Raw genomic sequence first — 20,777 nt, forward strand, 5'->3', positions numbered from 1 at the left:
GATGTGGTGCCCCGGGCGATCTGGCTGACCCGCTCGGCTTTGAGCGCACACGCTTCGGCGATCCGGTTGAAGGAGATCCCCACGTCGTGGGCCATTGCGAAGACGACGGTGAAGTCCCGCTCGCGCAGGGCCCGGACGAACACCGGGTCGGCCAGCAGGCGGCGCGGCACTTGGGCGGGTGACGGCGGTAAGTCGTCCACAAGTCCCCCAGAACTCTCGTGGAATGACGAAGCGTCAGCCCAACGACCATACCCATCGTGGGGGCCCCGTCACGGGGTTATCGCCCGTGTGGTTCGCGGCTGTACTGGCGGTGTTCGCGGCCGTGCCGTCCAGGGCCCGGCCACCAGCCCCGCAGGATGCGCCGCCGACTGCCGATCACTTCCTCCACAGTCGAGGCGATCACGGCATGGCAGAGAATGCGGGACCGGTTCGAAGCCCCATCGGTCAGTGACTCCTACCTGTTTCCTGCGATCACGGACAATAGCGGCTTCGACCACCTGACCAGCAACAACTTCAGCGCCGGGCTACGGGCTTGGGTCGATTCACTCCCATCTTTGGACAGCGATGCGCTGGACGCAGAGGGCACCATCCTCCCGTTCGATCGCTCGCTGATCTTCCCCTATGCCTTCCGACACTCGTTTGCTCAGCGGCATGCGGATGCCGGAACCCCGATTGACGTCCTGCGCGATCTGATGGACCACGACGATCCCAAGACCACGATGGGTTACTACCGGGTCTCCTTCGAACGCAAGCGCCAGGCTGTCAAGACGCTCAGCCTGATGGTCATCGACCGACACGGCAGCTCGGTGCCCTGCTCCTCAAAAGCCTACGAACAACGCTCCGTCGCGGTCCCGTTCGGAGGTTGTACCGAGCCATCCAACGTCAAGGCTGGCGGTCAGTCCTGCCCGATCCGATTCCAATGCTCGGGCTGCGGCTTCTACCGCCCCGACCCGTCCTACCTGCCAGCGATTGAAGATCACGCCAACAGCCTCCGCGGGGACCGGGAGCGCGCGACGGCGATGGACGCGGCCAGCTTCGTCATCGACAACCTCACCGCCCAGATCACCTCCTACGACGACGTCGCGACGAAGATGCGCAAACGGATGGCGGCCTTGCCCGAGGACGAACGGTCTGAGCTGGAGGACGCTGCTGCGGTGCTTCGCCGTGTCCGGGCCGGCGGCGATCACAAGCTCCTCCCTCTGACCGAGGTCTCCAAGACAGGAGAATGAGATGGCTGCCCGCACCCCTGCCGAAGTCCTCGCCGAGTCCCGGCGGAACACCAGCCTCCTCAAACGCCAACGGGTGCTGGACACGATCCTTCATGCTGGACGACGGTGCACCGATCTCCTTCTCTGGCGTCGCTCGCGCTGCCAAGGTGTCGACCTGGCTCGTCTACGCAGAGGGCGTCCGCGAACACGTCCAGGCAGCCATTCAGCGACAGGAACAGACTCCCGTCACTGCGGCCCCCCAAGGCCGCAGAGCAGGGTCCATGAACCGCTCCGGGATCGGTGGAGGCTCTATGCGTTGACGCCAGCCGCCGGTTGGGGCTGGTGTTGAGCGTAGTAGTTGGTTTCGTGTTCGTGGGGCGGGACGTCTCCGATCGCGGAGTGGAGGCGCTGGCTGTTGAACCAGTCGACCCATTCCGCGGTGTCGAGTTCGACGTCGGCAAGGCCGTGCCAGGGCTTCCGCGGTTTGATCAACTCCGTTTTGTAGAGGCCGATCTGGGACTCCATGAGTGCGTTGTCCAGGGCGTCGCCGACGGTGCCGATCGAAGCGTCGATGCCGGCCTCGAGAAGGTGGGCGGTGAACGCGAAGGACGTGTACTGGCTGCCCGCATCCGAGTGATGCACCAGCCCTGGTCCAGCGGGAGTTCCGGCACGGTCCCGACGCCACAACGCCATATCCAGGGCATCGAGTACGAGCTTGGCCCGCTTGCTGGTGGCCGCGGACCAGCCCACGATCGTGCGGGAGAAGACGTCCACGACGAACGCGACGTAGACGATCCCGGACCAGGTGGCAACGTAGGTGAAGTCGGCCACCCACCGCTCGTTCGGACGTGACGCGGTGAAGTCGCGCCGGAGCAGGTCACCAGCCCTGTCCTGGCCGTCGTCCCGGATGGTGGTGCGGACCTTCTTGCCGCGTCGGGCGCCCTCCAGGCCGAGGTCGCGCATCAGCCGTGCGACGGTGCAGCGTGCCGCCGGTATGCCCTCGCGGTGGAGTTGCCGCCAGACTTTTCGCACGCCGTAGACACTGAAGTTGTCCGTGTGGACGCGGCTGATCTGCGTCTTCAGTTCGGCGTCGCGGACAGACCGGGCGCTGGGGGCGCGGTTCTTGGCGGCGTAGTAGGTGCTCGTTGCGATCTTCAGTCCGTGGCTGGTCAGAACACGGCAGATCGGCTCGACTCCGAACACCTGGCGGTGTGCGTCGATGAACGCTACGAGCGTTTCGAGGGCCGGTCGAGCTCGGCCGCGAAGAAAGCCGACGCCGCCTTCAGGATCTCGTTGGCCCGCCGCAGCTCGGCGTTCTCGGCCCGCAGCCGCTTGATCTCCGCGGCCTCCTCGGACGTGACGCCGGGACGCTGGCCGCTGTCGACTTCGGCCTTGCGGACCCAGGTCCGCACCGTCTCAGCCGCACCGATCCCCAGCTTGGCTGCGACCGCCTTCATCGCGGCCCACTCGGTCGGGTAGTTCGGGCGGATCTCCGCGACCATGCGCACCGCACGCTCACGAAGCTCGGGCGGGTAGGGGGACGGACGTGCCATGACTCGATCCTCTCAGGGGATCGAGCCTCCATCAGACCCGGAGCGGTTCACATCAAGCCGTCCAACGTGCTCCGGCTTGACGGTCGATGGGTTCTGGCCGACTGGGGCATTGCGCGCCGTCCGCCTGGCCAGACCACTCACCCACAGCGCACCAGGGTCGGAGTGAGCATGGGCTCGGAGGGCTTCGCTGCCCCGGAGCTAAGCGTCGACGCTCACAGCGCCGGTCCGCCAGCTGACATCTACAGCCTGGGGCAGCTGATCGGCTGGGCGGTTACAGGCAGGATCCCGCAGCAGAATATTCCTCTCGTGCCGGACTCTGGGCCGTGGCGTGCGGTTGTCCGGGAGGCGACGCGCACGGACCCCGGGAGACGGCCGGCGACGGTGCGAGCGTTCCTTGACCTCATCGCCCAGGAGATCGACACACCTCCTGTGCCGCCTGTAGTACAGGCCGAATCACTCCGTGATGCTCTGAATGCTGGAGCAGTGAACGCGGCAGAGGAATTGGTGGCCCTGGCCGCTGCCCATCCCGACGACGCTGCCCTCTACTGCGACGTACTCCTGAACATCGACCCCGAGGCGCTCATACCGGCGTTGATGGCGGACCCTCCTCGAGCACTCGAGATCGTCCGGGCAATGCCCGAGCTCCTGGGCACACACCGGTCAACGGAGCGCGGCGAAGTTGACGCTGTCATCCTGTGGCTGTTCACCGTCGCACACCACGCCGCCGATGCAGCCCAGCTGCACCTGCTGGAGGAAAGCTGCAACGGCGCGTTCGCCTGGGACGCGATGTGGGACCAGTGGACGCCGCAGGACAAGATCAGGCCCTGGCTGCGCACCCTGACAGGAGATGCCGCCGGATCGGTCGCAGGAGCACTGCGCGATCATCCCGATTGCGCACGCCACTTCTCCTCCCTGGCGAACGAACTCCGAGTCGATCACCGGATCCGCTCGGCAGTCTCACCATCTTCGCCGGGTTCGGCCGGAACCGCTGGCCCAGCGTAAGAGGCGGCTACGCCTGGTATTCGTCTTCGGTGCGTGCGGTGTGGCCGGGGCCGGGGTGAGCGACGCCGGGGACCATGGGGCGGGTGTAGTAGTCGAGTTCGATGGTGCTGAAGGCGTCGTCCGGCAAGGGTGCGGTGTCGTTGTCGGCGATGATGAGCTGGAGGCGTGAGCCGTATGCGTCGGTCAGGGCTTTGAAGCGGCTGTAGATGCGCCGGCCTCGTTCCTGGTCGTCGGGGTTGCTGCCGAGCGCTTTGCGGGGAGTGTCGATGATGAGGATCGACGGGACGAGGACGTCGGGGTGGGTGAGACCGCATTCGAGGAGCGCGAGGTGGTAAGCGATGTTGACGCCGGCCTGGAGACTGCCGCCTGAAGCCTGAAGTTTTTCGAAGGGCGTACTGTCGACCACTGGCAGGTAGGTTGCCGGGTCGATGACGGCCGACTGCTCCCAGGGCAAGTTCAGCTCTACGAGGGTGGCGCTGAAAAGACGGCTCAGGTCACTGACGAGGGTTCGTCTGGCATCGCTTTCCGCCTTGCGCGTCTTGAGCTCGGCATTGGCGGCTTTGCGCCGCGCGGTGATGTCCTTGGCGGCTTGAGCGATGGACCGTACGCGCGCCCACGAATCACGCAGGTGAAGGACGGCGTCGATCGCCGCGTTGAGGGCGGCTACGCGAGTGCTGGAGTCCGCGATGGCATCGAACCGCGGGGCGACGACGTCGCGTGTCTGTGCATCGAGCTGTCGGCGCAGGCTGGTGGCGAGGAACTCGGCCTCAGAGGACCGGTCACGGGCCCTGCGCAGGACCTCGGTGTCCGCTCGCATCAGCTCGCGCGCGTCCTGCAGCTGCTGCTCCAGCGCGCTGCGCGCCTCCCGGACGGCTGCCGGGTCCGCGTCGTCATCGACGGGATCGGTTTGGAGGCAGACAACGCAGTGATCTTCCGGGACAGTCCGGGCTTCGAGGCGTTGCGCGCAGCGCGGGCAGACCACGAAGTTGAAGGGAGAGAGCTGGTCGATCGCGGTTGCGGAGCGTTCCAGGCGCCGCAGGTCGAGTTCGACCTGGGCGATGACGGACTCACGAGCCTCGACCAGTTCCCGGGCGGCGAGCATCTCCTGGGTGGCAGCCGTCGCCGCCTGGACGGCCACTCGCAGGTCCCCGCGTAGGACGGCGTCCGCGGCACTGGTCTCGGAGACCTCGGTCCGCAGTGTGCGCAGTGTGTTCTCGGCGTTGTGCAGCATGTCGCGCAGGCCGGCCAGCTCGGTGCGCAATTCGTCATCGGTCCGGGGATCCGTGGCCCGCAGGAAGGCGCCGACGTTCTCCTCCTCGGCTTCCTTCTTCCGCAGGTCCGTGGTGAGCTGGTTCACCTGCCTCTCCAGTTCCATGACGGCCGAGGTCGTGAGACCGAGCATGAGCTCGAAGAGCGTCTTGCGCTGCTTCTTGAAGTTGTTGTCGCGGTGTCCGACTACCTGGAAATCCAGTTCACTGGCTTCCAGGTAGACGTAGCGGAAGAGGTTGGTGAAGGTGAGGTTGAGGGTCGCGGCCTTGCCGTTGCGAGTGGTGGGGATCTTCTCGCGCGGAAAGCCCAGAGCGTTCAGGAGAACGTCCGACAGGCTCACCTGCCCCTCCTCGGCCCGGGTGCCGAGAGTGTGCTGGAGCGCCATCGTCTCGGGATCGAGGACGTCGACACGGTCGGAGCGATCGCCGCTGATCGTCCGCTTGAGGATCATGTGCTGCTCGCCGACCACGACGGAGGCCAGTACCGAATGGACGTGATCGCGTACTGCGGGCGTCAGGACGGCGGTGCCCCCGACCGCGTGCTTGAGCAGCATGAGAAGGCTGGACTTGCCCGCACCACTGGGGCCGCTGATGACGGTGGCCGGCTGATCGAAGCGGTACGTCGTCTCCGCGGTGGCGGTGGTGACGGTCAGAGCGAGAAATCGGAGGTGGGTGGCCATCAGATTTCCGTCCGCAAGGGCCTGTCCACCGCGTCGGGCAGGCGATCATAGATGAGGGTCTTCAAAGCCGATCCCGACTTGTCGAAGCGCTTCTTCAGCAGGGCGGTCCGCTGAGCCACCACGGCCCACTCGTCGGTCTGCGCCAGCATCGACGCGGCCATCGCTCCGTCCGCGGTGACACGGAATTCCGCGCGTGCTGACCCGCTGTAGGTGATGAGCCCGCGGCCGGCCAGGGAGCCGAGGACGCTGTAGTACCGCTGGTCCCAGGGCCCGTACTTGTACCGCGTCATCCGGCTTTCCACCGCCAGACGCTCTGAGGACGTGGGCTCTGCCCCCGCCGGCCAGCTTCCTCCCTGCTCAATGAGCAGACGCTCCAGCATCGTCGGGTAGCGCAGGAGGAAGTCCAACTTGGCCAGCTTCGTCAGACCGTCCAGAGACCTCTTCGCCGTGGTGAACCGCTCGATCAGCAGAAGAACTCGGGCCTCGTGGTAGCGCGCTTCCCTCCGCTCATCACCCCGGGCCTGACGCCGGATCTCTGCAGCCGCGGCCAGGCGCTCGGCACCGTTCGTCACGATGCTTCCCCGGCCGAGACATCGAAGGGAGCGGAGAAGTAGAAGTGGCACTCGTCGCAGAGCTGATAGGCCAGACCCCGAAGATGAAGCTTGTTGATCTTAAAAGGCAAGGTCGTGTCGATGGCCTCAGGGGTGAGGCGCTGCCTGATGAGCTGATTCATCCGCTGCCCGTAGGCAGCCCCGTCAATGACCTCGCTCTGCGCGTGCGCCCGGCAGTCGAAGACGGTGTCCACGACCTCCAAGCGCAGGTTCTCCAGGTCCATGGCGTCCCCTGCCAGCCCGGAACGGCGCTGTGACCAAGTTACGTACCAGGCCGAGCGGAGCTCCTCGGCGTAGGTGGCCTCGTCAGAAGGCACCTGGCCCTGCGCCAGCTTCTTACGCAGTGCTGCCCCGCCAGGGGCGATTGTGGGTGCCTGGCCGCGGGTGTACGTCGGCACAGTCGCTTGGCGATAGACGAACTCGTCCAAGATCGTTTGGGGGTAGAGCGTACGGCTCGCGACACGTCGCAGAATCTGGGTGTCGTAACGCACTCGATTTGAGTCGGCGACGTAGGCGGCCAGCTGCCCCTGCTCGCCCTCGCTTCGGTTGGCCTGCTCCACCCGTTCGATGATCCGTCTGTAGCTGGCGTTCACGTCGACGTGATCGAGCTGCAGGCTTTCGATGGCTGGCTCAAGCAGTCGGCGAATGTTGATGTCTGTGATGTGGCGATGGGACGGCACGTCTTTGTAGTCGATCTCCAGCACTGCCATGAAAGCGGCCACCTGCTCGATGAAATCCTGCGGGGCAGCGATGTCACCGACCTTGCGCAGTTCCGGCAGCACTTCAGGGATGCTGTCGTAGGGCTGCTTCCAGCGAACCTTCAGCAGGTGCTGCGACAAGCTCTTGGCCATGGCGTCCCTGCCGACCGCGAGCTCCGGGTCTGGACCGCACATACGGGCAAGCGTGGAAGCGTTGTCTTTCGCGGGGCTGAGGGGCGCATTCGTAGTCAGGCGAAGCCGCACGTTGCTCGCGCGCCCGCAGGCATACCACCGGTCAAACAGATGGGCTATCCCGCCGTCCTTGCAGAGATCCGCGAGTGTCCACTGCGTGCGGCTGCTGTGCTTGACCGACACCAGCTCCACCTCGCCGTTCGTAAACGCGATGACGAAGTCCTCATGCCACTCGCATACGACGTAGTCGATGACATCCTGGGTGAGCATGGCCAGACAAGCCTGAGCTGCCACTTCGGCCTGATACCGATACAAGCCGAGGGTTTCGGATCCGCTGTCCTCGCCAGGGCGAAGCTGAAAAATCGGGTGAACGAAGGGCTCGGGATCACCCACCGAGTCCGCCAACACATCGACCACGCCCACCCCCCACTACCGACCTCTGAGTCAGTCATGCTCCGGCCGGACGATCCGAAGATCCACAGATCTACCACAGCTTTATGCTGTGCGTAACCGAACAATCACAAAGGATTGGTGAGCCCACGACCCGAAGCCGGCTAGCAGCGCCCGGGTCTGCAACCGTTACGCCCACTCCACGCCCAGTTCCCGCAGCGCGTTCAGCTGTTCCTGGGTGAGCTTGTCGCGCCGGGTCTTGGTGTTGCTGTACCAGATGCCGAGCTTGGTTTCGGTCCCGTCGGGCAAGGTCTCCACCGCCTTACGGGGCACCGGCTTCTGGCCTTCCCGCTCGATCCACTGCGCGAGGGCGGCGAGGCCGCGTTGGAACGCCTGCTGCGCCTTGCTCGGGCCCTTCGTCGCGTGCTTGGCCGTCGGGGCGGGAGACGGCGCCTCAAGCGGTTTGACGCCCAGCTGGGTCAGCCGTTCCTGCTGCTCGGGCAGGAGCCGCGCCCAGGTGCCCGGCTGCTTCTGCTGTTGGAGCCATCGTCCGATGTCGTCGCCGTCCATGAGCACGCCGGGTGCGATGTCGGGCAGTTGGCCGTCGGCGTCGACGAGGTCGGCGAGGACGCGGTAGTGGCGCTGCCAGTCCAGGGGCCACGGGCAGTCCCAGTCCTGGTCGATCTCCGTCAGTTGCGCCGCGCGCACGGCGGCCCGCTCCGGGTCCTTGCCCAGGCCGTTCTTCGCGCCCTTCCGCCGGAGGTTGGCGATGTGCTGCCCGATGGGCACCATCGCCTTGCCTTCGCCCCACACGGCGTCCTGCCGCGGCGCGAGGTGGCCGGTGGCCCGCCGGTACGACCGGAGCGCGGCGAGCTTGGCCTCCCAGGCTTCCTCGCCCGGTTCCCAGAGCATCCCGGCCTCCGGCGCGTCCAGGAGGACCTTGCGCCGGTCCTCCAGCTCACCTGCCCGCAGCGCCTTGCGCTGCTGGTGCACCCACCGCCCGAGGGGGAAGTCCTTGGTGACGCCGACTTCGACCTCGGCGTCGTAGGGCACGGCGTAGAGGCCGGTGATCTCGTTCTCCTTCCGCCAGCGGAGCAGGGCCTGGTAACCCTCCAGCCACACCAGGGACTCGGGCCGGTAGACCCGGGTGCGCAGGAAGGCCGCGATGGTCGCGGCGTCGCGCGGGCTGGAGAAGTGGAGCAGGGCTGACTCGGCAGCGGCGTCGGTGTCGTTCTGCTCTTGGTCCTCGCCGTCGCTTTCGCCGCCGGCCCCGACGATCCGCCCGTCCTCGTCACGCTGGATGTGGACCTTGCGCTTGCCGCTGGTGAGGGCACGGGAGGCGAGCTGCTCGACCAGACGTTCGTCATGCGAACGCAGGCCCTGAAGGACCGCTACAAGGGGGCGGAAGCTGGCACTGGCGACCATGTCCGTCGGGTCCTCGTTCGGCTCCAGGAACACCGGCACGATGATCCTGGCGACCTTGGTGGAGCCGTCCTTGTTGAGCCGGAGCGCGCGGCCGATGTTCTGCACGATCTCCACTTGGGAGCCGCGGGTGTCCGCGAAGCACACGCCCTCGACTCCCCGCTCGCCGGTGATGTCGACGCCTTCTCCGAGCACGCGCACGGACGCGAGGAAGGCGCGGTGGACCCGGCGGCCGGCTGCGTCGATGCCGTTGGCGAACTGCCTGAGCACCTCGCGCCGTTCGGCGACGGTGTGGTCGCCGCACAGCCACGCCGACCACACCCGGTCCGGCGGGCCGTGGCGGCCGGCCTCCAGCTCGTAGAACTCCGCGTCGATCGACGACGCGGGGATGCGAGTCTGTAGGGGAGTGTCAGTTCAGCCTCGTCATCTGAGTGTCAGTGGTATTGGCCCGGTGACCTGGTGGTTGGCGCTGACGGATGGTGCTCATCCGGTGCTGACATGAGTTACGAAGGGCCATGTCATTCTCGTGCAGCCCGCTATAGCGGGTGCCGAGTTTGTGCTGGTCAGACACCACCAGCACACTGGCCGGTTCACCGCCGCCGTCGACCGGACCTTCCCCGCACCTCACATACAGCCGCGACCTTGTACACGCAGTCCTCAGCAGCCTTGACCCCGCACAACGCCATACCGACTGACCCGAGGGGAGGGTGGCGGTGTCAGTGCAGGGCGTTACGATTCCCGGTCTTGTTGCCCAGGGGGTGTTGTGATGGTGCCATGGCCGGCCAAGTGGAAAGAGCGCTGGGCGTTCGTGCAGGACTTCGTTGCCGCTGACCTTCATGAGGTGTATCGGCACGGGGTGAGGGCTGGCCTAGCAGACCCCAGCACGGCTCGACTGCTGGGCAGACGCGACGGGGCGCACGCCGGCCTGGTGCAGTGGCGGATGCTGTTTCCGGAGAACGAACAGCAGGTCCGGGCGGCATCCGCACGAGAGCTCGTCGACGCCAGCAGGGCATGGTCGGCTCTAGGCGAAGCCCAGCGGAAACAACGGGAGGCAGCCGAGGCGACTGCGTGGAAATGGTGGGCCGTCTGCTTGACGGCCGCAGCGGCCGGTTTCACAGTGCTGGCTGCGTGGGGCCAGGTGGTGGGGAGCACCGTATTGGCTGCCACGGCGCTCATCTGCCTCCTACTCCGCCAGCGGGAGACGCAGGTGTGGGCCGACCTGCGTCAATGTTTCCGTGCCGGATGGCTGGCCCTTGGAGTCCTCGCGCTGCGCTGTCAGTTCGGCTTCCTGGCGGCCCTATGGGGGCAGGAACTGCGCCGGCATGCGATCAAGCCGGTGATCGTGAAGGTCGTGCGCAGCATGCTGGGGGAGGACCCCGATTCGCTGCTGATCACCGACAACTATGACGGGCTGCGCTCACCCCGGGGGCGCGGATATGTGGTGGACAGCGCCCCGACTCTGCTGTTGAGACGGAAGCTTTCGCAAATCGACGCAGGAACGGTAGCGGTGTGCGGGCCACGAGGCGCTGGCAAGACGACCTTGCTCGAAACCTGCGTCCAGGAGGCTGATTTCGGTCTACTTGCTCAGGCACCGGCCACGTATGCACCTCATGACTTTGTGCTGTCGCTCTCGGTACAGCTGTGCGAGACATACGTCGAAGCGAAAGGGTACGACCTACCCGAGTTCGCCCGGTTGTCCAACGTGCGCCGATTCCTGCGCCGTGTATGGGGCTGGTGCAAGAGACGGCTGCACTGGTCTGCTTTCGCTCTTCCCGCCGCAGCATGTCTCGTACTGGGCGGGGCCGCAGCGGCCCGTTTGTTGCCTGACTACTACGAACCTTCCGTACGCGACTACGTCGGCACGCACGTCGATTCGGTGATGGCCTGGGCCGAGCTCACCTGGCACGGCCAAGCGGCGGGGACGAGCGTTTCCCTCCTCATCATCGGTGCCCTGTGGTGGAGGCTGCGCACCGCATCCTGGCTGTTCGGATTCCTGCGCCAGTCCGTTCTGGCCCTCAGTGCTCTCACGGGGATTGCGCTATGCCTGGTCAGCCTGGCGACACTGCTTGCAGACAATGAAGTCGTTCGGCGTCTGGGAGCTCTGTCTCCGGCCACGGTGCTCAGGCTCTGTTTCTATGCCGTTCTGTGCTTTGTCTTGTCTCAGGCAGCGAGCAGTGGCCGGCGCCTGCCCGCAGACGAATCACAGACGGTTGTGAAGACGGCCGTCAGGTGGGCTAGCAGGGCCATGGCCCTGTTGCTGGTGGTCTTCGTCCTGCGCAACCCTGAGACACAGGCGGTACTGGCCGATCCTGAAAACCCCTTGCGTATCGCAGCAGTATTGACTGGCCTCCTCCTGCTCAAAGCCAGCAACTGGAAACCCCGTCCATCGGAACCGGCACTCGTGACACGATGTCGCAACCACCTCTACCGGCTGCAGACGATCCAGTCATCGAGCGCGGCACTCACCACCGGCGCCTCACAGATCGGCTCACTGGGCACCGCCCACACGACCTCCGTGTCCACGATCCCCCCGAACTTCCCCGAACTCGTAGGCGACTTCCGAGAACTCCTGTCCCAGATCGCAGCGGAGTACAGAAAGGAGGGCGGCCGCGTCGTACTCGCCATCGACGAGGTGGACCGCCTCGGATCAGAAACCCAAGCTCTGGCCTTCCTCGGCGAGATCAAGGCCGTTCTCGGCGTCCCACACGTTCACTACCTGATCTCCGTCGCCGAGGACGTAGGAGCCGCGTTTGTCCGCCGGGGTCTGCCGCACCGCGACGTCACGGACAGCTCCCTCGACGACGTCGTCTACGTCCAGCCGTCCACCCTGCAGGAGTCCCGCACCATCCTGGCCCGCCGCGCCCCCGACCTGTCGGACCCGTACATCATGCTCGCCCATGCTTTGTCCGGAGGGATACCGCGTGACCTGCTGCGCTACGGTCGGCGCATCATGGAGACCCGGGACAAGACCGCATCCGACGAACTAGCGGACATTTCCCGCGGTCTGGTACTCCAGGAACTCGCCGAAACCTTGGCGGGTTTCCGGACCCTTCTCAGCAAGAAACAGTGGTCACCCGATACCTACAGCATCCTCAACGCCTTCCGTAACCTCGTTGCCCACCTACGCAGCGCCTGCCCCTGCACGGAGTTCGAAGTGCATTACGCACTGGAGCAGTTCGCCATCGGCTCGGCCAACGACCTCGGCCAAACGCCGCATGCTGACCTCACAGAGGACGCCCGGCACATCATCGACGAGGCGTCTGCTTACGCCTACTTCTCCCTCACACTGCTCGACATCTTCAGCGCGGACGGGTTCGACCGGCGCCGACAAGCGGCGGCTGAGCGTGGCCCTGATGGTGATCCGGAACTCCTTGCCGAGGCACGGCAGGAACTAGGACTGTCCCCCTACAGCGCTCGCCCGCTCATCTCCGCAATCCGGGAGGCATGGTTGCTACCGCTGCAGCCTGCCTCGGGGGCGGGCACCATCCCGCCTCCGCGGTCACGCCCCTGCTCCCACCATCAGCAAACTTTTTAAGGGAAGTTACCGACTGCGCCTCTCCAACAGCCCGGCCGACGCCATCGGGCCAGCATCGTCCCAAACCCCTGCACGAAAGGAGAGTCATTCCGCCATGTCTGGCGGCAGGGCCCGCTGAAAGAACCGCTCATACGCATCGTCCGGCAACTGACCGTCCAGCGCGAGTGCAGTACGCAGGGAACGCACCGTGATCGCCCGGGGCACCTGGAAGCGTCGTTCGGCTTCCCCGATGATGCCGCTGATGGTGTAGTGCGCATGGTCGGGACGATGGCGGATGAGCCAGTCGAGCATCTGCGTCACAGGGGTCAAAAGCCCGAAGAACTGAGCACCTTGCTCCGTTCCCCACAGGGCCAAGTTGCTTCTCCCGCTCGTGGCTATCTCGTCCATCACTGCCAGACGGATGACCGTCGAAAGCGCGTCGGGAGGCACGATTCGGTCGAGTCCGGCCGCCGTGTGCCAGGCCAGCTCGTCGCTCACTTCACGCACCACGTCCTCGTTGCGGTGCCGTCGCGCCCATCGCCGGCGCGCCTCAGGATCGTTCCACAGCACGGACATGAACTGGGTGCTGAAGTGTGCCTGCAGGTCCGCAACCCCGACTGACGTGTCGCTGCTCCCCTTGGACGCCATGGTGGCCACAACGCTGTCAGTCGAGCGGAAACGCTGCTCGAGCCAGTCCTCGATAACCGGCCGGGACCATGCTCTTCGGCCACCCACGACAGCCTGTGGCTGCGGAACGTCACTCTGTTTCGATGCCATGGCTCTGCGCAGAGCGACAGGCTGCATGCCCGCAAGCTCCGCCATCTTCGTCAAGCCCACCAGGACGTCCGTGGCCAGCTCGGGAGCCGTCAGTCCCACTACACATGCGGAGACGTCGGAGGCTGTCTTGCGCTCGGCGCGATACTCGGCCCACAATGCAAGGTGGTTTTTCCACTCATCGGCTTGCAGCGGCTCGGTGCCGACGTCGCCAGCACGCAGGACAGACGCACGTGAAGGGTCCCCGCCGCTCTGGAGGAGATCTTCGGATAGTACGGTCACTGCTGATTCCACTGGTCTGCGTGAATAGGTCTCACTCGCCGCATCCCATACCTGGAGCGGTCGATACCACGTCGTTCCGTCCCACCAGTATCCGCCAGAGCGAAACAGCAGCGGCCCGTCGTGCCACAGCGTATGAAAACTCGCGGCATCCTCGTCCCGGACCAGCAGAACAGATCGGCCGAACTCGGGATGATAGCGCACACACCAAGCGAGCCCCCGGCGGACCGGGTCCGTCGTGAACGCGCGCCAGCTGCCGTCGAGGTACTCCTCGTCCCAACGCCCCCACATGCCGTTGCCTGCTCCACGCCCCACCGCTTCAAGGGCCTGGGGGTCATCCAACGGGACGTGAGTGTCATCAACAAAGGGAAGCCCAGGAACGCAGTGGTCGGTTGAGATCCCGTTCGCCACCACAGGCGGAACATGCATCAGACCGCCTTCCCCCTCCTGTAGACACGTAGTAGCCCAGTACAGCCTACGAGCGGCTTCGTGTGTCAGCCCTGCGGCGGACGCCCACGGCAAGATGCCTGACGAGCAACTGTCAAGAGTAGTGGGTCGGTTGAGGGTGATGGGCTCCTCGGGGCGTTCGACGAGATGACGTTCTCGAAGCGGGCGCCGGCCCGGACGACGGTGACGAGGTGGGGTGGGGCTCTGGGCCACCAACCTGAAGCGATCCACTCGCCTGTATGCGGACCGTTTGGAGGCTGCCGCGGCTGGAGATGCTCGCCCCTGAAGGGGAGTGGGTCAGGCGGCATCCCGCCGCTACTGTGGGACAGCAACACCGGGGGAGCAGTTGCATAACAGGCACTACCGCTTTCAGTTGCCGGCGGAATATCTGTCCGCTGATGTTTTCCCGACTCTCTCATTCGATGCGCAGACATTCTTCCTGTGCAATGAATGCGGCGAGGAGTACCGGCTCAACCGGCATCTGAGCCCACTGAGTCCACCTCGGGAATTAGGGGGAGAGCCATGTCCTAGTGGGGACGGTGGGGCGCTGCGGCTCATCGTGCATCGATGGGTTCAGGAGGCGCTCTGCCAAGACTGCGACCGTTCATGGATAGTGAGGACTGCACTATTCAGACCGGTCAGCTGCCCTGACTGCGGTTCGAGTCAGTACTTTCCGATATCAACATGGCTCCGGCCTGAATACCCGAGTCGGTTCAACGACTTCCGGCCGCTAGAGGCAGGAAATCACCACGTGTGGGGCGTCGATGCTGCCGCCGACGTTCGAAGGCTTGTCGATGAGCTGAAGTGGCGAAGCTATTACCCGGATGCAGCACAGCATCTCATACCTACCGTTCTTTTCATCCGTAGCCTTCATACCTGGTGCAGTTATGACACCGGCGCGTTACCCCTGATGAACCTGGAAGGGTCCTTGCTGCGTCAGTACTACCGGGAGACTGGAGAACTGACTGCCGGTCTCCGAGCGGTCGCAATATTGAGAGAATGCGCCGAAACTGAAGCGGAACCTCTGGCGCGATATGCGATCCTTCACAATCTCGCTCTTTCGATCAACAGCCTACTGGCCGGAGGTGACCCGGAACTTGCGCTGACCGGAGGGCCAGAAAGCTATCGAGCGATCGGCGTGGCCGCCGCGGAGAATGCGTTGGAGATCTGCAGCGTATTGGTGGAAGAGGCCGAGAGCCTCGAAAAACGCACCAACATGCAGGAAGGACTGGCCCGGACACGGCATGCTCTCGGGTCTCTGCTCCAGTCTGGCGATGCCTCACGAGAGGACCTCGACAAAGCTGTTCGCCTCTTTGATCTGGCCCTGACCGACCCAGCTCTCGGTGAAGTGCGGGGCTCTCTGCGAGTGTCGAGGGCAGAGGCACTCCTGAGCCTGACCGAGAGCTCGGTATCCCCGCCCCTCCAAGCGCTGCGTGACGTACTTGCCAGCTTTGACAGCCCGCGTAACCTGGATATCCAGCAGTTCTGCAGGAACTTGATCATGATCGCGCGGATGCAGGAGGCGCGTGGCGACCCCCACGGCGCGCTCGCATCGTTCCAATTGGCAGCCAGAACGGCTCAGGAGCAACTTCTCATCGCGGACGACGAAACCACGCTGGGTCACGGCGCTGTGCAATACTGCAATGCTTTCGATGAAGTGGCCCGTCTGCAGGTCGCGCTAGGCAGGCCGCGATCGGCACTGGAAACTGTCGAGACAGTCAGAGCAACCACCGTGCGCTTTGGTAGAGAGACTCCGGAAGATATTCGGCGCCGCGTCAGCGCCTCGCTCGTGCGCGTTTTAGTTGGACCGCGGGTCCATCTCCCCTCCCGTCGGCGCGTTCTTACACGATGGCACATAATTCCCCGAATTCCTGTGCAAATTCGCAAAGATGTCGCTGAGTTGGTGAATATAGACAGGCCCTCCAAACGCATCAACAGAGGTCTGATGGCGCTGCGCGATGCGGGGTGGCCAGATGACACCGCCATCTGCAGCTTCACCGCCACCTCTGGCAAGATGTCGGCGATCCTGGCCTTCCCAGACGGCGCACGTGGCTGGGACGTACAGGGCCACCAGTGGCCGATCGATCCCAACACCTTGGAGCGCGTGATCGCGGGCCTGCACCTTGAGCCGGGAACATTCCGCGAGCGCCGTTTGCGCCGATCTTGCGCCGAGGCTCATAAAATCATGCTAGGCGGCATCGAGAAAGTAATTCAAGACTGGGGTGGAAAAAGGATCGCCATTAGTGCACCTGGCCCGCTGAGCCATGTGGCCTACGAAGGAATTCCTCTTGACGGCGCCCAACTCTTGGGTCGGAAGTTCGAACTCTTCTACCTGCCGTCCGTGCTGCTCGGAAATCACCTGGCTCAGCGGGTAGTCGGGGAACAGGGTACTCGTGTTCTTGCCGTGGTTTACAGTGGCACTGATCTTCCGCGAGTGTCCGTCGAGGTCGAACGCCTGAGAGAGCTGTGGACGGACAGAGTCGACGTTCTCTACGGGGCCGACTGCACCAAAGCGGACGTGCTGAATACATTGGGGGGCGACTATCACCTAGTGCACTTTGCCTGTCACGGAACATTCAATCCCCTAGCACCCTTGCGATCCGCCCTGCATCTGACAGACGACCACAGCAACGACTCGAAACGGGTAACCGCTGGAGACCTTCTGGAGCGCCGTTTCACGAGAGACCCAGTGGTGACCCTTTCAGCCTGCTCGTCGGGTCTGACGTCCTTCGGTACGACGAACGACTGCACAGGTTTGACAGGGAGTTTCTTACGCATGGGCGCCCGTGCCGTTATCGCAAGCAGATGGGCCGTATACGATGACACCGCTGAAAAGTTCATCCGTCATCTCTACACCGCAATGGCCGAGGGAATAACCCCCCAACGCGCGGTGGCCTGTGCACAGCGCGCCTTGTCGGCCGATCAGGGCCTTGAGGACTGGGCCTCATTCTCCTATATGGGCACTCCTTGACGACCCCTTGCGTGAGATGCGAAAAGTAGGATGTGAAAGGTGGTCTAGTGGAAATCGACATTCGGATTGAGTCCCGTGTGGAAGCGGAAGTCGAGGTCGCAGAAGGCGCGCTGCGGGCTCGCGACGGCGTGACGATCTCCAGGGGCCGGCCGTCACGGGCCATGGACCCAGTCACGGTGCTCTCGGTGGCGGGAAGCGCAGCTTCCATCCTGCAGGCACTATGTGCGCTTCGCGATCTGTGGTTGAGCCGCGGTGAGGGGAGTGTTGTGGCCGCGGAGAACGAAGCGGGCCAGCGCGTCCTCATTGTCCAAGCCACCCAGGAGGAACTCGAACGGCTACTCCGCCCCGACGAGAACAACTGATGATCGTCGGGGCACCCAGCGTTTGCGCCCCCGCCCAACTCTGGGGAGGCAGGAAAATGTGAACAGACAGCGCGGGATCGCAGGGCGCGAGGAGCGGCTGTCAAGAATGGTGGGTCGGTTGAGGTGTGTCACGCTGCGACGGGTTCCTCGGGGCGTTCGACGAGGTGACCGTTTTCGAAGCGGGCGCCGGCCCAGACAAGGGCGACGAGGTGGGGTGCGGTCACGGCGCGCCAGCGGGCCTGGGCGGACTCGACAAGCTTGAACACCATCGCCAGGGCGGCGGCCGGGCTGCCCGCGCCGCGGGTGACCTTCGTACGAAGTTGCACCGTGGAGAATGTCGACTCGATGGGGTTGGTGGTGCGCAGATGGATCCAGTGCTCGGCGGGGAAGCCGTAGAACGCCAGCAGCTCGTCGACCTCGTCGGTGATCTTCTTCACGGCCTTCGGCCATTTCGCGCCGTACGCTTTCTCGAACGCCTTGACGGCCTTCTCGGCGTGGGTGCGGTCCTCGGCGTTGTAGATCTCCTGCAGGGCCTTCTTCGCGCCCGGCTGTGCGGACTTCGGCAGGGCGTTCGCGACATTCCGGGTTTTGTGAACCCAGCACCTTTGATGCCAGGCATCGGGGAACACCTCCGCGAGGGCCTTCCACAGGCCCATCGCGCCGTCCCCGACCACCAGCGCCGGATCGCGCATGCCGCGCCGACGGCAGTCGCGCAGCAGGTCGGCCCACGACTCGGTCGACTCCCGCAGCCCCTCCGCCAGCGCGATCAGCTCCTTGGAGCCGTCGGTGCGCACGCCCATCAGCACCAGGACACAGGAGCGGGCTGGCCCAGGCGGACCTTGGGGTGCACGCCGTCGGCCCACACGTACACGTAGTCGGATTGCGACAGGTCGCGCTCCTGGAAGGTGGCGTGGTCGTCCTGCCACTGCCTGGTCAGTCTCGTCACAGTGGCCGGCGACAGCCCGGCACGAGCTGCCCAGGAACTGCTCCAGCGCGGGCACGAAGTCCCCGGACGACAATCCGTGCAGGTAGAGCAGCGGCAGCACCTCGGAGACCTTCGGCGACTTGCGGCACCACGGCGGCAGGATCTTCGAGGAGAATCGCTTGCGTTCGCCGGTCGCTTCGTCGACCCGTCGGTCGTTGACCCGCGGTGCCTTGACCTCGACCGAGCCGGCGGCCGTGGTCACCGCGCGTTCGCGGTGGTAGCCGTTGCGGACCACCAGCCGCCGACCCGCCTCGTCACGCTGGTCGGCCAACTCAGCTATGTAGGCGTTGACTTCGGCCTCCAGGGCGGCGGCCAGCATCCGCCTCGCGCCCTCGCGGACGATGTCGTCGATCAGGGAGCCGGTCTCGGTGGAACCGTCGGCATTCACTACGCTGAACACGGGCGTGCCTTCCCGGCCGACGGTGCAACGTCGGCCTACTCGATGACCAGAAGTCGATCACTCGGGAAGGTACGCCCTTCGCGTCCAACCTGAGGCCGATCCACAAGTCATGAGCATTGCTCATGCCTCTGGCGGTCGCAGGCGCCTGCTTCCGAGGAGCCTATCCTCACCCACATGGGGAGAAGTGATCATCCACCGATAACTCAGAGTACGGAGCGAGCCGTTGGGCAGGATGAACTCCGTCCTACGCCGAAGATGGCGCCTTTTCGCCGCCTGGTGTCGTGGAGGCGGTTTCCTGCGGCCCTGCAGATCTGGCGGGACTGTAAATTGTTCGGCTCTGGCCCGTAGTCGGTGGTGCAACGTCCTGGCCACCGGCGCTGAAGACGTCCAACTCTGGGACGTACGGACATGCCGGATGATCCACGAGCTTCTCAAGCCATGGCCCACATTCAGGGATTGCTGGCCTCTTGCTTGCGGCGTCGGCGGAGTTCGCGTTGGGCCTGGGCGCGGGCGCATTCGCGGGAGCAGTACTTGACGCCGGTGGTGCGGTGTTGGCGGTATGCGGCGCGGCCGCGTTGGCGGACGAAGGCGCGGCCGCACTTCTCGTTGGCGCAGTGGTGGATGGTGGCGCCTTCGACGAGGTGGTTGTACAGCTGCAGGAACGCCGCGGAGTAGACGGTGGGGTAGCGGTCGGAGAGATCGCCGATGCCGATGCTGAAGCGGCCAAGGGCCCGGTTCAGCACCTCCTCCAGCGAGGTGAGTTCGGCGTCGATGAGTATCTCCTGCAGCTCCTCGAGCGACTGCGGCCAGGGCTGCTCGCGGTGCTGGGTCTGTGCTCGAAGGTCGGCCAGCGTCTCCTCGGTGACGTGCGGGCGGACGAGTTCCTCGAGCCCGCCCTCCTGCTGGCAGGCCAGCCATGTCGTGATCGCGTCCTGCGCGGTCCGCACGTAGATGGCCACCAGGTCGCGGTGGACACCGAACGGATGGGACTGCTGATCGCTGCCGGCTTCGGGGATGTCCTGCACCTTGTAGTACACCTCCTCGTTATCGAAGGACAGATCGTCCCGGTCGGCGCCGAAGAGTGGGCCGTAGGCCGACATCATGCGGGCTGCGCCCTCGAGGTCGTCGGCCGGCAGTTCCATCAGCTCGCGCAGGTAGAAGTCCTCGGGCAGCTCTACGAAGGTGCGGTCCTCAAAGGGAGCGGGAGTCCACAGGATCCAGTCGCCCTCCACGCGCACGTTCTTGATGCGTCGCGTCAGGGGCGGGATCGGGATGGTGGACCCAGGCCACAGCGTAGGACGAAAACGTGGGTCAACGTACTCCGGCATGTCGGCATCATAGCCGCTACGGTGGTAATACAACACAGTGGAGCTTCGTACTACGCGAAGTTGCGGCCGACAGGGAGGCGCAGGAGTGACCGACTGGCTGGCACGAAAGACCATCGGAGACCAGCACGAACGCACCGTGAAACAGGCACTTGAGACACGCGGTTGGACCGTCCACCCTTGCGGACAGGGCACCTACCCGGCACCGATTCAGCAAGCCCTGGGCCACACGCACTCGGCACTGCGCTACTTTCCCGACCTCATCGCCGCTCGCGGCAGCGAGCTGGTCACCATCGACGCCAAAGCCCGCATGCCCAGCACCTCGTCCCAGAACTATGCCATCTCCCACACGTGCGCCCTGGCAGGCCTGCAGTTCATGGGCGCTCATGCGCCCGTACCGCTGTACTACGTCCTGGGGGACCTCTGGGTTTTGACGCCCGCGGAAGTCCTTTACAACGCCTTCCACACGCTCCGGCCCACCAGTGGTGCCTACCATCTGGTCAGTAGCCGTCATGCGCTTCCCTTCGACGAAGTCTTCGGGACCAGCACCGCTTATGAGCGCGCCGCCTGAACCTCGACTGGCATGGACCGCAACCGCAGCTGCCGGATCGGAGCGCCCAGCAGCAGCGGCCGACGGCCCAGCGAGCGAAACGCCGCTCCACCCAGGGACTTGGGGACACCGCCACGGGGGCCAGA

At 65.0% G+C, this 20,777-nt stretch carries 14 protein-coding genes and 1 pseudogene; 6 read left to right on the forward strand and 9 right to left on the reverse strand.

The window, feature by feature from the left end; genetic code table 11:
• Positions 1–200: pseudogene (locus ACFU5F_RS15935) on the reverse strand (hypothetical protein); the annotation flags it as partial.
• Between the two features lie 156 nt (positions 201–356).
• Here ACFU5F_RS15935 and ACFU5F_RS15940 point away from each other — a divergent pair.
• Complete coding sequence (locus ACFU5F_RS15940; protein WP_383887233.1) at positions 357–1,229, forward strand: tyrosine-type recombinase/integrase; 873 nt, start codon at positions 357–359, stop codon at positions 1,227–1,229.
• Between the two features lie 288 nt (positions 1,230–1,517).
• On the opposite strand, the gene ACFU5F_RS15945 is transcribed toward ACFU5F_RS15940, so the two are convergent.
• Positions 1,518–2,761 (reverse strand): IS3 family transposase gene (locus ACFU5F_RS15945; protein WP_383887235.1). Its coding sequence is split into 2 segments (ribosomal slippage): positions 1,518–2,479 and positions 2,479–2,761, totalling 1,245 coding nucleotides; the frame shifts between segments, so codons are not numbered across the junction.
• Positions 2,762–3,244: 483 nt separating this feature from the next.
• Between ACFU5F_RS15945 and ACFU5F_RS15950 the strand changes: the two genes are divergently transcribed.
• Entirely contained in the window at positions 3,245–3,763 is a 519-nt protein-coding gene (locus ACFU5F_RS15950; RefSeq protein WP_383887237.1) for a hypothetical protein, read from the forward strand.
• Positions 3,764–3,770: 7 nt separating this feature from the next.
• Here the strand turns inward: ACFU5F_RS15950 and ACFU5F_RS15955 are convergent, their stop codons facing one another.
• The 4 genes from ACFU5F_RS15955 to ACFU5F_RS15970 all read right to left on the reverse strand — a co-directional run bounded on the left by ACFU5F_RS15955 (position 3,771) and on the right by ACFU5F_RS15970 (position 9,345).
• Complete coding sequence (locus ACFU5F_RS15955; RefSeq protein ID WP_383887239.1) at positions 3,771–5,585, reverse strand: hypothetical protein; 1,815 nt, start codon at positions 5,583–5,585, stop codon at positions 3,771–3,773.
• A gap of 125 nt (positions 5,586–5,710) precedes the next feature.
• Positions 5,711–6,283: a hypothetical protein gene (locus ACFU5F_RS15960; RefSeq protein ID WP_383887241.1), complete on the reverse strand. Its 573-nt coding sequence runs from the start codon at positions 6,281–6,283 to the stop codon at positions 5,711–5,713.
• Complete coding sequence (locus ACFU5F_RS15965) at positions 6,280–7,629, reverse strand: dsDNA nuclease domain-containing protein (protein WP_383887243.1); 1,350 nt, start codon at positions 7,627–7,629, stop codon at positions 6,280–6,282. Before ACFU5F_RS15965 ends, ACFU5F_RS15960 begins: the two co-directional genes overlap by 4 nt.
• Positions 7,630–7,791: 162 nt before the next feature.
• Positions 7,792–9,345: a Helicase associated domain protein gene (locus ACFU5F_RS15970; RefSeq protein ID WP_383887245.1), complete on the reverse strand. Its 1,554-nt coding sequence runs from the start codon at positions 9,343–9,345 to the stop codon at positions 7,792–7,794.
• Between the two features lie 445 nt (positions 9,346–9,790).
• On the opposite strand from ACFU5F_RS15970, the gene ACFU5F_RS15975 reads away from it, so the two are divergent.
• A complete protein-coding gene (locus tag ACFU5F_RS15975; protein WP_383887247.1) occupies positions 9,791–12,559 on the forward strand; it encodes a hypothetical protein in 2,769 nt (922 codons plus the stop codon).
• An 84-nt stretch (positions 12,560–12,643) separates the two neighbouring features.
• Here the strand turns inward: ACFU5F_RS15975 and ACFU5F_RS15980 are convergent, their stop codons facing one another.
• Positions 12,644–13,933 (reverse strand): hypothetical protein, encoded by a 1,290-nt coding sequence (locus ACFU5F_RS15980; protein WP_381203360.1) that lies wholly within the window; start codon positions 13,931–13,933, stop codon positions 12,644–12,646.
• Between the two features lie 856 nt (positions 13,934–14,789).
• Here ACFU5F_RS15980 and ACFU5F_RS15985 point away from each other — a divergent pair.
• Together ACFU5F_RS15985 and ACFU5F_RS15990 are read left to right on the forward strand one after the other, a co-directional pair.
• Positions 14,790–17,009, forward strand: a complete 2,220-nt coding sequence (locus ACFU5F_RS15985; protein ID WP_381203358.1) for a CHAT domain-containing protein — start codon at positions 14,790–14,792, stop codon at positions 17,007–17,009.
• Positions 17,010–17,056: 47 nt separating this feature from the next.
• Positions 17,057–17,371: a hypothetical protein gene (locus ACFU5F_RS15990; protein WP_381203356.1), complete on the forward strand. Its 315-nt coding sequence runs from the start codon at positions 17,057–17,059 to the stop codon at positions 17,369–17,371.
• A 128-nt stretch (positions 17,372–17,499) separates the two neighbouring features.
• Here the strand turns inward: ACFU5F_RS15990 and ACFU5F_RS15995 are convergent, their stop codons facing one another.
• Together ACFU5F_RS15995 and ACFU5F_RS16000 are read right to left on the reverse strand one after the other, a co-directional pair.
• On the reverse strand, positions 17,500–18,756 hold the full coding sequence (locus ACFU5F_RS15995; protein ID WP_381203354.1) for an IS256 family transposase: 1,257 nt from the start codon (positions 18,754–18,756) through the stop codon (positions 17,500–17,502).
• Between the two features lie 449 nt (positions 18,757–19,205).
• Complete coding sequence (locus ACFU5F_RS16000) at positions 19,206–20,084, reverse strand: hypothetical protein (RefSeq protein WP_381203352.1); 879 nt, start codon at positions 20,082–20,084, stop codon at positions 19,206–19,208.
• A gap of 85 nt (positions 20,085–20,169) precedes the next feature.
• Between ACFU5F_RS16000 and ACFU5F_RS16005 the strand changes: the two genes are divergently transcribed.
• Positions 20,170–20,652 carry a hypothetical protein gene (locus ACFU5F_RS16005; protein ID WP_383887250.1) on the forward strand — a complete coding sequence of 161 codons (483 nt, stop codon included), beginning with the start codon at positions 20,170–20,172 and terminating at the stop codon, positions 20,650–20,652.
• The last annotated feature ends 125 nt before the right edge of the window (positions 20,653–20,777 follow it).

This window comes from Streptomyces sp. NPDC057438, assembly GCF_042802995.1.
Classification (GTDB): domain Bacteria; phylum Actinomycetota; class Actinomycetes; order Streptomycetales; family Streptomycetaceae; genus Streptomyces.

Coding starts and splice junctions, on each gene's coding strand:
- ACFU5F_RS15940 (WP_383887233.1), top strand. CDS start 357: ATGCGCCGCCGACTGCCGATCACTTCCTCCACAGTCGAGGCGATCACG.
- ACFU5F_RS15955 (WP_383887239.1), bottom strand. CDS start 5,585: ATGCTGCTCAAGCACGCGGTCGGGGGCACCGCCGTCCTGACGCCCGCA.
- ACFU5F_RS15975 (WP_383887247.1), top strand. CDS start 9,791: ATGGTGCCATGGCCGGCCAAGTGGAAAGAGCGCTGGGCGTTCGTGCAG.
- ACFU5F_RS16000 (WP_381203352.1), bottom strand. CDS start 20,084: ATGCCGGAGTACGTTGACCCACGTTTTCGTCCTACGCTGTGGCCTGGG.